This is a genomic window from Duganella sp. BJB476 (assembly GCF_003416895.1).
GTDB lineage: Bacteria > Pseudomonadota > Gammaproteobacteria > Burkholderiales > Burkholderiaceae_D > Rugamonas.
Window position 1 is genome coordinate 712,175 of the sequence record NZ_QVIO01000003.1, and the last position, 13,478, is coordinate 725,652.

Below are 13,478 nucleotides of genomic sequence, written 5' to 3' on the forward strand. Positions count from 1 at the left end.
TCAGCGCTTGACATCGCGATAAAAGTTTTCGTGCGGTCCGACCGCCTCCAGGTAGATCAACTGTATTCCCTCGTCCAGGCTATATCCCAGCAAATACTGCTGGCTGCCGCTACGGAATTTGTACACGCGCAAGGCCGCAAGATCGCCTTTCTTGCGTTCGCCGACGTGGGGGACAGCCTGTATCGCCGATACTGCGTTGTCGACGTCCGCAGCGGTCTTGTCCTGTAATTTCTTGTACTGCCGCGCAAACCGGCGGGTTTGAACGACGGCCCACATTACTTGCCCCGGCTGCTGCGCGGAATGAAGGGCTGCGCCTGCTCACGAGGTTCCGCCAATGACGCCAGCGATTCCGCGACGAAGCTGACCGGCAGATCCGGGTTATCCAGGGCCGCACGTCCTATCCTCGCCCAAAACTCGATCTGGCCGGCGATGGTGCGATGCTCCAACGCCGCATCCTGTCTGGCGAGTTCATATAAATCCTGATTAATGCGCACCGATGTACTTTCCGCCATCATCCCCTCCCGACTACATTTGTAGTAAATAGCCTAGCATCTTATTCGAGCGGCTGCTTGTTTTTTAAGCAGAAAAAGCGCGTATAATGTCGGCTCTTCACAATTTTCGATCTTATCCACCATGCACGCTAATACTGCTTTACAAGCTGAAGCGCATGCCGCCGCCATCGCTGCCGCTGCCGCTCACGTCAACATCGCCGCCTACAAGTTCGTCACCTTCGACGACACCGAAGCGATGCGCCCGCTGTACCAGGACATCTGCCAGCGCCTGGCGCTGAAAGGCACCATCCTGTTGACGCCGGAAGGCATCAATATGTTCCTGTCCGGTCCGCGCAGCCATATCGACGAGTTCCTGGCCTGGGTCCGCAGCGACGCCCGCTTCGCCGACCTGGAAGTGAAGGAAAGCTATTCGGTCGAGCAGTCGCACAAGCGCATGCTGGTCAAGATCAAAAAAGAAATCATCACCATGCGCATGCCGCTGATCAAGCCGGAAGAAGGCCGCGCGCCCTTCGTCGAAGCCCACACGCTCAAGCGCTGGCTGGACAGCGGCGTCGACGACCACGGCCGCCCGGTGGTGATGGTCGACACCCGCAACGATTTCGAAGTCGACGTCGGCACCTTCGACCACACGGTCGACTACCGCATCAAGAAATTCACCGAGTTCCCGGAAGTGATCGCCGCCCACAAGGACGACTTCGCCGGCAAGACCGTGGTCACCTTCTGCACCGGCGGCATCCGCTGCGAAAAGGCGGCCATCCACATGCAGAACATCGGCTACGACAATGTCTACCAGCTCGAAGGCGGCATCCTCAAGTACTTCGAGGAAGTCGGCGGCGCCCACTACACCGGCGACTGCTTCGTGTTCGACTACCGCACCGCGCTCAATCCGAAACTGGAACCGACCGAGACCGTGCAATGCTTCGTCTGCCGCTCGGTGGTCACGCCGCGCCAGCAGCTGGCGCCGGAATACGTGTACGAGAAATCCTGCCCGCACTGCTACGGCAAGCACCAGGCGGACTGACCTCGCCCGCATGCAGCATGGACAATAAAAAGCCCCGCCACCTGAAGGCATCCAGGTGGCGGGGCTTTTTTACGGCGGCGCCGCGCGCCTATTGGCGGGTGCGCGGCAGCAGTTGCTGCAGCGCCGCCTGATAGGCGTTGCGGGCGGTCTGGTAGACCGCCAGCTTGGCGTTCAGGTCGGCGATCTGGGCGTCGACAAACTGCAGATTCGCCACCTGCCCCTGGGCCTCGGCGCTGAGCTCGGCAACCTTGTAGCTGACGCCGTCGACCGTCACCTCCAACTCATCGTCCATCATGCTCATTTACTGCGCTGGCTGAAAATAGGGCGCGATTTCCCGCACGTCGGCTTCCGCCAGGGTGCCGGCGGCCGAACGCATGCGCAGGGTGTTGAGCAGATAGTTGTAACGCGCCTGCGCCAGGTCGCGCTTGTTGGTGTACAGCTGCTGCGTGGCGTTGAGCACGTCGAGATTGATGCGCACGCCGCCCTTGACGCTTTGCTCCGTGGCCTTGACCAGCAGTTCCGACGAAGCCACCGCTTTTTTCAGCGCCGCGATGCGCGCCACGCCGCTCAGCATGGCGTCATAGTCCTTGCGCAGCTCGGTCAGCACCTTGTCCGCCTGCCCCTGCAGGTCGGACTTGGCCTTTTCCTGGTTGGCCACCGCCTGCCGGGTTTGCGCATTGACGGCGCCGCCCGAGTAGATCGGAATATTGATCTGTATGCCGATATTGCGCGACAGCGTGTCCTGGTTATAGGTCTGGATCGAATCGGCCGTGCTCTTGCTGTAGGAAGCGACGAAATCCACCCGCGGCGTATGGCCCGCGCGCGATTTGTTGACTTCCTGGCGGGCGATTTCCACGCCATAGGTCAGCGTCTTGATGTCGGGATTGCGTTCCAGCGCGATGTTCTTCCAGGCTTCGAAACTGAGCGTGTCGGCCGGACGGGTTTCGAAGTTGGGGCTGAGACGGTCCAGCTCGCCAAGATCGCCGCCGATGATGGCCGCCAGCGTGGTGCGCGAGGTGTTCAGCGCGTCCTGGGTTTCCAGCACCGCGGCCTCGGACGAATCCAGGCGGGCCTGGCTTTCCAGCATGTCGGTGCGGGTGCCCTCGCCTTTTTCAAACAGGCGGTCGTTGACCTTGCGCTGCTCGACGTACACATCGCGCTCCACCTTGGCCAGCGCCAGCAGCTCGCCCTTGTACAGCACGTCGAAGTAGGCGTTGACCAGCCGCGAAATTACTTCCTGCTGCTGGCTCTCGAACTGCGCCGCCGCATAATTGGATTGCGCCGCGCCCTGCTTGTAGCGCGCATAGCCATCCAGGTTCAGCAGCGGCTGGCGCAGCTGCACGACGGCCGAGCGGCTGAAGTAGTCGCGCGGACCGCTGGCGTCGCCCACGGTGATGGTGTTGCGGCTCTGGGTGCCGCTGTAGCTGCCCGATATCGCCGGCAACAGATTCGAGCGGCCGAGGATGCGGTTTTCCTTGCCGGCCTCGCTGGCAAAATATGCCGAGCGGTAGGTCGGGTCGTTTTTCAGCGCGGCCTGGTAAGCCTCCATCAGCCCCAGCGCGCTGGCGCACGGACTGGACAACATGAACGCTGCGGCCACCGCAACGGCGGCCCCGAGCGGCCGGCCTGGCTTGACGAAATAGCCCACGTTATTCCTCCGTCATCGAGGTTTTGGAGCGGTCGAATACCGGCTTCAACAGGTAGCTCATCATGGTGCGCTCGCCGGTCTTGACGAACATTTCCACCGGCATGCCAGGCTGGACTTCCAGCTTGTGCGCGGCGATCAGCTTGGCGCCTTCCGGCGTCACCCGGGTGCGGATCTTGTAGTACGGCTGGCCGGTGTGCTCGTCGACGCTGCGGTCGGCCGAGACCTGGATCACCTGGCCCGGAATATGCGGCGTCTTGTTGGTGTTAAACGCGGAGAAAATCAGTTCCGCCGGCATGCCGACCTTGACCTTGTCGATCAGATTGATCGCCAGCTGCGCCTCGACCACCAGCGCCTCGCCGCTCGGCACCACATCCATCATGCGGAAGCCGGACGGCAGCACCGTGCCCTTGCCGACCGCGGCCAGGCCCACCACCACGCCGTCGACCGGCGCCTTGACTTCGATGTTGGAGAGATCAAATTCCAGCGCCGTCATGCGGCCCGCGTTGACGCGCACATCCTTCTGCACGTCGGCCAGCTGGCTGGACACTTCTTTCTGATATTCCTGCGTGCGCTGGGCGCGGCGGAAAGCGATTTCGGCAATCTGGCGCTTGCCATGCTCGATATTGCCGGCGTCCTCGGCGATCGCGCCGACCAGCTGGGAATAGCTGCGCTCCACGTCCAGCAGGCGGCTGCGCGCCACATAGCCGTCCTTGGCCAGGTCGCGCAGATTGGTGACCTGCTCCTTGACGAAGGCCAGTTGCTCGACCTTGCTGGCGCGCGAGGCTTGCAAGCCCTCCACCTGGCCCTTCAGGCCGGCGAGGTTTTCCTCATAGGCGGACATTTCGCTGCGCAGCGACATCTGGCGCGAGAGCATCAGCTGCTCCTGCAAGGCCATGGTCTGCGCCACCGCCGGGTCGTTGCGCGCCGCCAGCAGCTCGGGCGGATAGGTGATCGTCGTCTTGCCCGCGCGTTCAGCCAGCAACCGGGCTTCGGTCGCCAGTTGCGAGCGGTATTGGGCGCCGTTCATCTCCACCTGCGCCTGCGCCTGCACCGGATTCATGCGCGCCACCACCTGGCCGGCCTTGACCACATCGCCATCCTTGACCAGCAACGCCTCCAGCGTGCCGCCGGCCTGGTGCTGCACCGGCTTGCGGTTGCCTTCCTTGACCACCACGCCGGACACCGGCACCCCCTTGTCGAGCGGCGCGAACACCGCCCACAACAGGAAGCCGCACACGCCCAGCAGCACGATCATCCAGCCGAATTTGGCATAGGCGCCGGCGTCGGTGTTGACCGTCAGCGGCGTCACGTCATGGGTGATGACTTCGGCCGCGTCTTCTTTTTTCGTCACTAAACTTTTCATGATTTATTCCTGTTCCTTGACCGCGTCGGCCGGCGCCTCGGCCGCCTGCGCCGCCTGCTGCGCAGCGGCCGCTTGCTGCTGCGCCAGTTGTGCTTGCTGCTGTGCCTGTTGCGCTTGCTGCTGTGCCTGTTGTTGCGCCTGCAGCGCCTTTTGCGTGTTTTCCTGCAGGGCCGCCAACACCTGGTTGGTCGGGCCGAACATTTCCATCACGCCATCGCGCAGCAACAGCAATTTGGTGGTCGCGCCGATGATGCTGGTGCGGTGCGTGATCAGCACGATGGTCTTGCCGCGCTGGCGCAGATCCTGGACCGCCTGGACCAGCGCGGCCTCGCCGATGTCGTCCAGGTTGGAGTTCGGTTCATCGAGCACGATCACCGACGGATCGCCGTACATGGCGCGCGCCAGGCCCAGGCGCTGGCGCTGGCCGCCGGACAGGCCGGCGCCGCCGTCGCCCAGCAGGGTGTCGTAGCCCTTGGGGAAATGCAGGATCAGGTCGTGGATGCCGGCGCGCTTGGCGGCCTGCACCACCTTGTCCGCATCGATCTCGCCGAAACGGGCGATGTTCTCGCTGACCGTGCCGCCGAACAGTTCGATGTCCTGCGGCAGGTAGCCGATATGCGGTCCCAGTTCGCCCTTGTTCCATTGGAAGATGTCGGCGCCGTCCAGGCGCACCTTGCCCATCATGGTCGGCCATACGCCGACCAGCAGGCGGGCCAGCGTGGACTTGCCCGAGCCGCTGGGGCCGATCACGCCCAGCACATCGCCCGGCAGGATCGCAAAATTCACGCCCTTCAGCACCGGCATGCTGACGCCCGGCGGCGCGGCGGAAACGCCCTCGATGTTGAGCTGGCCCAGCGGCTTCGGCAGCGGCATGCCGGCCGAACGGGCCGGGTTGTTTTCCAGCAGGGCCACCAGGCGCTCGTAGGCGCTGCGGGTACTGCTCCACGATTTCCACACGCCGATCACTTGTTGCACCGGCGCCAGCGCGCGGCCCACCAGGATCGAGGCGGCGATCATCATGCCCGAGGTGATTTTTCCTTCGATCACCAGCAGCGCGCCAAAGCCCAGCACCAGCGACTGCAGCGATACCTGCACAAACTTGGTGACGGCGCCGATCTTGCCGGCCTTTTCGCTGGCTTCGGCCTGCAGGTGCAGGAACTTGCCGTGCAACTTGAACCAGCGCCCCATCAGGTTGGGCAGCATGCCCATCGACTCGATCACTTCGGCGTTGCGCAGGTTGTTGGTGGCCAGGTTGGTCGAGGCGATCGCCATCTGGTTGGCTTCCGCCAGCGGCTTGTGCGACACCTTTTCATTCACAAACGCCAGCACCACCAGGATGGCCGTGCCGCACAGGGCGAACACGCCCAGCGAAGGCTCGAACACGAAAATGACGATCAGGTAGACCGGGAACCAGGGCGCGTCGAAGAAGGCGAACAGCGCGTTGCCGGTCAGGAATTGGCGCAGATTGGTCAGGTCCTGCAGCGCCTGGCCGGCGTTGCCGCCGCTGCGCTTGAGGTTTTGTTCGAACGACGCGGTGTACACACGCTTGTTCAGGACCATGTCGAAGCGGGCGCCCACGCGCACCAGCACAAAGCTGCGCATCAGGTCCAGCGCGGCCATGAACAGGTAAGCCCCCAGCATCAGCAGGGTCAGCATGAGCAAGGTGATCTCGTTGCGGCTGGCCAGCACCCGGTCATACACCTGCAACATATACAGGGATGGCACCAGCATCAGCAGGTTGGTGATCGCGCTAAATGCCCCGACGGTGTAGAACGTGCTGCGAAATCCGTCGAGGACGGTCTGGATTTCATTTTTAGGCGTAAGAAGTTTTTTCATATGGTGCGGTAAACAATCCAGTGGATGGCAACTTTCAATCGCGGTGCCCCGCGAGGGAAGCGCGTGCGCAATACGGCAATAGATAAGTCAGGCGAGAGATTATAGATCAACTTGCGCAAAAAATGTGACGCAAATCACATTTTCACGGCATTTGCCACGCCTTGGAAAAACAAAGCGGGAAGAATGAGAAAAAATCAATATGAATATTGATATTTTTTTGCGGATGTTGGCGGCCACGGAATCGCGGCGCGAAGGAGCAATAAAAAAGGCCGGGCTTGCGCCCGGCCTTTCAAGGTTTAACCCTTAGCTCTGTGAAGAGCGAGAGTTACGCCAGGGTGATCAGGCCAGCGGCCACTGCGGTGGTGGTGCCAGCGGTGTAACCAACCAGGATGATGGTTTCAAACGCGGTACCGGCACCAACGGTGGTGTCGTAGGTCATTGCGGTGTCCAGACCGTTAGCTGCGTAGGTGAAGGTGCCTGCAGCCGCGTCGTAGGTACCACGAGCGAAGTTGACAACATCATCGGTACCAGCCAGGTTGGTAGCGGTCAGGTTGACAGCTGGGGTGCTGGTGAACAGTTGGATCGTGTCGCCAGCAGCAGCACCTTTGACTACGTCGAAGGTCGAGGTCAGTTCAGCGGTCTGGATGGTGGTCGAGGTGTTGGTACCCGAATCCAGCAGCGCAGCGTTGATCAGCTTAGCGGTCACGCCCGACAGGGTGATGGTGTCAGCACCAGCACCGCCGGTGATGATGTCCGCACCGCCGCCGCCGACGATAACGTCTTTGCCTGCGCCACCAACGATGGTGTCGGCACCGGTACCACCGGTCAGGGTGCTAGCGATGGTCGACGAACCGGTGATGCTGTTGGTACCAGCGGTTTCGGTGATGGTCACAGCGGCCACAGCAGCAGCAGCGTTGATGACGTCGCCGCCAGTTGCGCTACCTTTGATGGTCGAAGCAGCTGCCAGCACGCCGGTGGTGTAGCTGAAACCGGTCGCTGCGGTACCAGCGGTGTTGGTCATGCCGCTTGCATCGATCGAGGTGATCGTGGTCATGGTGCCGGTGCCCAGGTTCAGGCCGGCGTTGCCCGACACTTTCAGGGTGGTCAGCGCGGTGTCAACCAGGGTCATCGAATCAACGTGCTTGGTGGTGTTGCTGTCAAAGGTGGTGATGTTGACGGTTTCCACGTTGGTCGCGGTGACAGCGCCACCGTTGATCGCAGCAGCCGACGACAGTTTCAGGTTCAGCACGTCGGTTGCGGTATCGGTTGCCAGGGTGTAGACGGTGCCGAAGCCAACGCTACCGGTGATGGTCAGGTCGGTACCAGCGGCAACGGTGTTGTAGGTTACGCCAGCGGTAACAGCACCTTCGGTCAGGTGGGTGAAGCCAGCAGCCGAGTAAGCACCGGTTGCCAGAGCGCCCAGGCCCAGGGTTTCGAAGTTCTTGACGTTGGTCAGAGCGAACGAAGCAGCGTTCACTACGAACACGTCAGCGGTGCCTGCGCCGCCGTCAACTGCCACGGTTGGCGCAGCGGTCATGGTGACGGTATCAACACCCGAACCGCCTTTGTAGGCCTGAGCGGCGCCCAGGGTCACCGAGTTTGCACCCGACGAACCCGAAGCGTCGATCGAGGTCAGCAGCGTTTGACCCGACAGGTCGCTGGACAGGCCGCCGGCGCCGGTGACCGTAACGCTGGTCAGCACGTTAGTGGTGTTGAAGCCGCTGACGGTGGTCAGGGCGCTGCCGCTGACGGTCAGGTTGGTGGCCGCACCCAGGTGGGTGGTGGTCAGGGTCAGTGCCTTGTCGCCGTTCAGGATGACTTTGGTTGCAGCAGCAACAGCCAGGTCAGCCACGGTGTTAGCCGCGCCGGTCGAGGTCAGGGTAGCGGTGGTCGCGGTTGCGTCGGTGTAGATGCCGCCGGTGACGGTGTTGACGGTGATGACGTCGGCGCGGGTAGCGGCGGCGGCGGTCACGGTCAGGTTCTGGTTGGTGTTGGCCACCGACACAGCGGTGATGGCGTTACCAGCCAGGGTTGCGGCACCGGTGTTGCCATCCAGCGCTACCGATTTCAGGGTCGAGCCGACAGCTGCCGAAGCGCCCGAACGGTCGGACACGTTGACAGCAACGCCGCCGGTGATCGAAGCGGAGGTGATGGCGTTGGCGACAGCGGTCTGGCCGACGTCGATCTGGCCACCGGCGTTGCTAACCACCAGAGCGCCACCCGTACCGACAACGGTCAAGCCGAAAGCGGTCGAGTTGGTCAGGTTCAGGGTGGTGGTCGCGGCAGCGGTCACGGTTTCACCAGCGGTAGCGCCGGAGGTGATGTTCAGGTTGGTCAGGCCGGTCCACGCGGTGGTGGTGGCGGTCACGTCAGCAGCGCTGACCAGGTTGGCAACCTGGATGTTCTTCACGGTCGCGCCAGCGGTGGTGATTGCGCCAACCGAGGTAACGTTCAGGGTGTTGGTGCCGCCACCGCCGTCGATGTTGTCCAGGCCGGTCAGGGTGCTGGTTGCGCCCGAGCCGGTGATCACGTCGTTGCCTGCGCCGCCAACCACGGTGTCGATGTTGGTCGACAGAGCGGTGTTAACCACTGGGATGGTGCTAGCGTAGATGGCTTGTGCGGTAGTGTGCACGCTGGCTTGTGCGGCGGCCAGGGTTGCGTCGGTGGTTACGCCGGCGATGTAGTTCTTGGCAGCGGTCATGACAGCAGCGGTGCCGCTGGCGTAAGCGATACGCTCGTTTTCGTTACCGGCGGTGCCGATTTCAGCGGTGAAGGAGCCAGCAGCGGCAACTTTGTTGTTGAAGATCAGGCCGTCGGAGTTAGGGGTGCCGTCGGCATTGACTGCGCCAGCGGAAATGAATTTCACCAGGTCAGCGGTCGAGATCGCGCCGGAAGCGATTTTCGGGCTCCAGAAGTTCAGGCCTTCGCTGTCTGGGGTGCGGCCGAACAGATTGTGGTAAACGATGCTGACGATTTCGTCGGAGCTCTTGCCCTTGTATGCGTCGGTGTATTCAGCTGCGTTGTTGAACGATTTGCTGATCAGATCGATCGAAGCGCCGCGGTTGTCGTACGCGTCAACGTAGAATGCCAGACCAGCTACGTCTGCAGGACGGTTGAAATACGCGACGTACAATTGTTGAATCAGATCGGTGGTGGTTGCCATTTGGTGTAACTCCTAGGGTTAAGAAAATAAGCGCTTCGGCGACGCAACCTGCGGACCGCAAGACAGCGTAGCCGAATCATGGCAGAGGATACCTGGGGGAGAATGTGATGAGCATCACACCAAACCTCAATTACCTCTACTTTTTTGCTTTTTATGCGACATTAAATTTACCGCGCGGCCATTATGTAAGAAGGCTCTGCATAAATCAAATCTTTGCGCAAGGGTGTGGAACAGTCCGTCTCCTGACTATCCCCATAACAAAACCCAAATACAGCACAACCCGGAAAGCATACCTGAAAGAAAGACGTTATTGTTTTTCTCAAAACATTACGCGCAAAGAAAAACCCGCCTTCATTGCGCATGAAGGCGGGTTGCTTTGACAATCAGCGATTTACTTCTTCCAAGTCGTTGCGCCGTTGATCACATGCTTGGCGTCCGGCGAGCCCTGGAATATGTATGCCGCGCTATTGAGGTCGTTGAGAGCCCCGGTCACGCTCATATTGTTGGTCTTCGAGTTATTGCTCAGGCTGGAGAAAATGCCATCCTTCGTAATCTTGCCGGTAGTTGCCAGCTTATAAACATCCGAAGTCTGCGTCAGCGCCTCCAATTGCGTCGAGAACGACGCCTTGTCGAAGTTCATCGACAACTGCCCGTTCTGCAAGGTCACCGCCGCCTTTTCGCTGCCATCCAGGTTGCGGATATAGCCTTCGCTCGACGCCAGCGAGAATGCCACCGACCCCTGCACCGGCGTGGCAAAGGTGCTGCCGCTGCGACTGCGGAACAGGACGAAATCCTCGGTCATGCCGAGACGTTCGGTGCCCGCCTTGCTCAAACTGCTGGTTGCAGGGCTGTCGGCAATCGCCGTGAAACGGCCCCAGCTAATCTCCTTGGGCGGCAAAGGCGGCGTGGTTGGCTCGACCGGCACCACCACCACCACCGGCGGCACCTCCACCACCGGCGGCACGACCACCGGCGGCACGACCACCACCACCGGCGGCGTCGGCTCGGTCACCTTGGGCGCATCGGGCACGGTGATCAGCAGCGGCGGCTTGGACGCGCCGGCGTCGGGTGTGGTCGGCTTGACAGTTTGTGCCTGGGTGGCAGCCTGCTGGCTGGCTTTTTCCGCCTCCAGCGTCACATTCTTGCGCGGATCCAGGCTCGGCTCATTGGGGGCGGCAGGCGCACTGACGCTGCCTATCTTGCCAGGCTCATCGCCCCGCGGCGGGGCCACCACGTCCGGCACCAGCGAACTATTACCCTGAAGCAATTGCGGCGCCGCCTGGCCGCGTTGCAATTGCAGCAACTGGCCGCGCTGGGCCGCGCTCAGCTCGCGCGCGGCCGTGCCCTCGCACGGGCCAGTACCTTCCGGACGGCAACCGCCGGCAAAGCCGCTCATGGTGATACCACCGGACAACACCGTCACGCGCGACGTATTGCTATCAGTGAACACCGTGAAGTCGGTGCCGCGCACGCCGATGGCGGCGACCGGGGTGTTGAAGCGGAAATTCTGGCGCGCCAGCTTGACGGCCTGGCCGGACTGGCTGCGCGCCACCCCGCTCAGCAGTTCGAGCTTGATGCGGGTGTTGGCCGGGTTGTCGGCGTCGATATGGTAGCTGGCGATGCGCGCCTGGGTGTTGGGACGCAGGATGAACAGGCCGTTATCGATGGTCTTGATGTAGATATAACCGTCGGCGCCCGTGCTCAGCAGCTCGCCCTCGCCCACCGGGGCGTCCAGGGTGGCGGCAACGGCGGCGATCTTGGCTGCACCAGCGACGAAGATGACTTTCCCTGCCTCGGCGGCATGGGCGGCGTGGGCCAGCAACAGCGCCCCGGTCAGGAATAAAAGTTTTCGCATGGTAGTTCTCCTTGATACACCCCGGATTATCCGTGCTCTGATGGAAGTTTCCGTGATGAACGTCACATTCTACTGGAACGCTTGTGCACGGCTGTAAACTTTACACTTTGTAGCAAAAGCATTTGCTGCCATCTTTAAAGCGTTGTAACCTAGCCGCTTGCCTTCCGAACTCCGCCGACCGCCCGCCGCCGCCGCCTCCCTGATGACCATTTTTTCGGCCTTGCGCGCCCTGACCCTGCCCTCGTCCCGGCACCTGCGTTGGCTGCTGCCGCTGACCGCGGTGCTGATCACGGCCGGCGCCGAATGGCTGCCGCCGCCCGGCTCGTCCTACCTGGCCGAAGAGTGGCTGCGCGACCGCTACATCCGCCTGCAGACCACCGACGCCGAAGAACCGCGCGTGCTGGTGGTCGACATCGACGAGGCCAGCCTGGCCGGGGTCGGCCCGTGGCCGTGGGGCAGCGCCCGCATCGCCGACCTGGTCGAGATCCTGCTCACCGATTACCAGTCGCGCGGGGTGGCGCTCGACATCCTGCTGCCCAAGGCCAGCGACCCGCTGGGCGACACCCGGCTGGCGCTGCTGGCGGCGCACGCGCCGCTGGTGCTGGCGCAGGCGCTCGACTACAGCCGCACCCGCCCCGAGCTGCTGCGCGAAGGCGTGCTGGGCGGCGCGGTCAGCGCCACCGCGCCGGCCGCCGCCGCCACCGGCTACCTGGCCAACCACGCCCAGCTGGCCAGGGCCGGCCGCCATATCGGCAATATCGGCTTCATCCCGGACGCCGACGGCGCGCTGCGCCGGGTGCCGCTGCTGACCCGCTACCAGGGCCAGACCTACCCGGCGCTGAGCCTGGCGCTGGTCAATTGCTGCGGCGGCGGCCTGGCGCTGGCGGCCGGTGGCGACGCCGCCGGCGCCCGCGTGGCCTACCGGCGCGACTGGACCGCCTACACCGTGGTGTCGGCGGCCGACATCCTGCAGCGCCGCATCGACCCGGCCAGCGCGCGCGGGCGCCTGGTGCTGGTCGGCTCCTCGTCGCTGACGCTGTCGGACCGCGTGACCACGCCGCTGGCGGCCAACCGCCCGGGCCTGGGGGTGCAGGCGGCCATGCTGTCGACCCTGCTCGACCGGCGCGACGGCGGCACGCCGGCGCCGTGGCCGGGCCGGCTGATCGCCTGCGGCTGGGCGCTGCTGATGGCGGCGCTGGCCAGCTACACCTTCCCGCGCCTGTCGGCCGCGCGCAATGTCGCGCTGCTGGCGGCCGGCGGCGCGCTGTGGCTGCTGCTGGCCTACGACGTCAGCCGGCACGACCCCGACTTCTCGCCGACCGCGCCGCTGGCCTCGCTGCTATTCCTGCTCAGCTTTGCCGTGCCCTACCAATGGCAGGTGACCCAGCAGCGCTCGCGCCACCTGCTCGACACGCTGCGCCAGTACGTGGCGCCGGCGGTGGTGGCCGAACTGCTGCGCAGCGACCTGAAGGATCCGCTGGCGCCGCGCCAGCTCGACGTCACCACCCTGATCGCCGACATGGAGGGCTACACCACCCAGGTCGAATCGCTGCCGGTGGATGAGGCGGCCAAGCTGACGCGCGACTTCCTCGAGTGCCTGACCGGCCCGGTCATCGCCACCCAGGGCACGCTCGACAAGTACACCGGCGACGGCCTGGTGGCGTTCTGGGGCGCGCCGTTACCAAATTTACAACATGCCGATTTGGCATTGGACGCCGCCCGTGCTATTGTGCGGCGCGTGCAATTACTTAGCCAGGAGCAACAAGCGCGCGGAAGGCCGCCGCTGCGGGTGCGCATCGGCATCGACAGCGGGCTGGCGATGGCCGGCGATTTCGGCACCGCCTTCCGCAGCATCTATACCGCGGTGGGCGACAGCGTCAACACCGCTTCCCGGCTGGAGCAGGCGGCGCGCGACTATCCGCACGACGTGATCATCGGCGCCGGCACCGTGGCGCGGGCGCGCCGCCACGGCTTCTTGCGGCTGGGCGAACGTTTATTACGGGGCAAGGAAAAGCCCACGACTCTTTACACATTTGAAGCAACTATGAGCACCACCACCGACCACCCCGCCCAGCCCCTG

At 63.2% G+C, this 13,478-nt stretch carries 11 protein-coding genes; 3 read left to right on the forward strand and 8 right to left on the reverse strand.

All coding sequences use genetic code 11. The features are described from left to right. Together D0T21_RS16475 and D0T21_RS16480 are read right to left on the reverse strand one after the other, a co-directional pair. Entirely contained in the window at positions 1-276 is a 276-nt protein-coding gene (locus tag D0T21_RS16475) for a type II toxin-antitoxin system RelE/ParE family toxin (RefSeq protein WP_116991476.1), read from the reverse strand. Then, positions 276-515, reverse strand: a complete 240-nt coding sequence (locus D0T21_RS16480) for a ParD-like family protein (RefSeq protein ID WP_229211503.1) — start codon at positions 513-515, stop codon at positions 276-278. The genes D0T21_RS16475 and D0T21_RS16480 overlap by 1 nt, the downstream gene beginning before the upstream one ends. A gap of 118 nt (positions 516-633) precedes the next feature. Here D0T21_RS16480 and D0T21_RS16485 point away from each other — a divergent pair, with 118 nt between their 5' ends. After that, the gene (locus tag D0T21_RS16485) at positions 634-1,533 is read left to right on the forward strand and encodes a sulfurtransferase (RefSeq protein WP_116991477.1); all 900 of its coding nucleotides are present in this window, start codon (positions 634-636) and stop codon (positions 1,531-1,533) included. An 88-nt stretch (positions 1,534-1,621) separates the two neighbouring features. Here the strand turns inward: D0T21_RS16485 and D0T21_RS16490 are convergent, their stop codons facing one another. The 5 genes from D0T21_RS16490 to D0T21_RS16510 form a co-directional block, all read right to left on the reverse strand. After that, positions 1,622-1,834, reverse strand: a complete 213-nt coding sequence (locus D0T21_RS16490; protein WP_229211504.1) for a DUF6447 family protein — start codon at positions 1,832-1,834, stop codon at positions 1,622-1,624. Beyond that, positions 1,835-3,181 carry a TolC family outer membrane protein gene (locus D0T21_RS16495; RefSeq protein WP_116991478.1) on the reverse strand — a complete coding sequence of 449 codons (1,347 nt, stop codon included), beginning with the start codon at positions 3,179-3,181 and terminating at the stop codon, positions 1,835-1,837. It lies immediately after the preceding gene. A gap of 1 nt (position 3,182) precedes the next feature. After that, on the reverse strand, positions 3,183-4,544 hold the full coding sequence (locus tag D0T21_RS16500) for an HlyD family type I secretion periplasmic adaptor subunit (protein WP_116991479.1): 1,362 nt from the start codon (positions 4,542-4,544) through the stop codon (positions 3,183-3,185). Between the two features lie 3 nt (positions 4,545-4,547). After that, positions 4,548-6,380: a type I secretion system permease/ATPase gene (locus D0T21_RS16505; RefSeq protein ID WP_116991480.1), complete on the reverse strand. Its 1,833-nt coding sequence runs from the start codon at positions 6,378-6,380 to the stop codon at positions 4,548-4,550. A 325-nt stretch (positions 6,381-6,705) separates the two neighbouring features. Next, positions 6,706-9,543, reverse strand: coding sequence for a DUF4214 domain-containing protein (locus tag D0T21_RS16510; RefSeq protein ID WP_116991481.1), 2,838 nt, complete (start codon positions 9,541-9,543; stop codon positions 6,706-6,708). A gap of 107 nt (positions 9,544-9,650) precedes the next feature. On the opposite strand from D0T21_RS16510, the gene D0T21_RS31735 reads away from it, so the two are divergent. Further along, on the forward strand, positions 9,651-9,923 hold the full coding sequence (locus D0T21_RS31735; RefSeq protein ID WP_147328122.1) for a hypothetical protein: 273 nt from the start codon (positions 9,651-9,653) through the stop codon (positions 9,921-9,923). A gap of 11 nt (positions 9,924-9,934) precedes the next feature. Here D0T21_RS31735 and D0T21_RS16515 read toward each other — a convergent pair whose 3' ends face one another. Beyond that, complete coding sequence (locus tag D0T21_RS16515; protein ID WP_116991482.1) at positions 9,935-11,398, reverse strand: FecR domain-containing protein; 1,464 nt, start codon at positions 11,396-11,398, stop codon at positions 9,935-9,937. Between the two features lie 202 nt (positions 11,399-11,600). Between D0T21_RS16515 and D0T21_RS16520 the strand changes: the two genes are divergently transcribed. After that, positions 11,601-13,478, forward strand: a 1,878-nt coding sequence (locus tag D0T21_RS16520) for a CHASE2 domain-containing protein (RefSeq protein WP_147328123.1), incomplete at its 3' end; no start/stop codon positions are given.

What these genes read in the sequence shown, in the direction of transcription:
- D0T21_RS16480 (WP_229211503.1), bottom strand. Translation starts at nt 515, where the DNA reads ATGATGGCGGAAAGTACATCGGTGCGCATTAATCAGGATTTATATGAA.
- D0T21_RS16490 (WP_229211504.1), bottom strand. Translation starts at nt 1,834, where the DNA reads ATGAGCATGATGGACGATGAGTTGGAGGTGACGGTCGACGGCGTCAGC.
- D0T21_RS16515 (WP_116991482.1), bottom strand. Translation starts at nt 11,398, where the DNA reads ATGCGAAAACTTTTATTCCTGACCGGGGCGCTGTTGCTGGCCCACGCC.
- D0T21_RS16510 (WP_116991481.1), bottom strand. Translation starts at nt 9,543, where the DNA reads ATGGCAACCACCACCGATCTGATTCAACAATTGTACGTCGCGTATTTC.
- D0T21_RS16475 (WP_116991476.1), bottom strand. Translation starts at nt 276, where the DNA reads ATGTGGGCCGTCGTTCAAACCCGCCGGTTTGCGCGGCAGTACAAGAAA.
- D0T21_RS16500 (WP_116991479.1), bottom strand. Translation starts at nt 4,544, where the DNA reads ATGAAAAGTTTAGTGACGAAAAAAGAAGACGCGGCCGAAGTCATCACC.
- D0T21_RS31735 (WP_147328122.1), top strand. Translation starts at nt 9,651, where the DNA reads ATGAGCATCACACCAAACCTCAATTACCTCTACTTTTTTGCTTTTTAT.
- D0T21_RS16485 (WP_116991477.1), top strand. Translation starts at nt 634, where the DNA reads ATGCACGCTAATACTGCTTTACAAGCTGAAGCGCATGCCGCCGCCATC.
- D0T21_RS16505 (WP_116991480.1), bottom strand. Translation starts at nt 6,380, where the DNA reads ATGAAAAAACTTCTTACGCCTAAAAATGAAATCCAGACCGTCCTCGAC.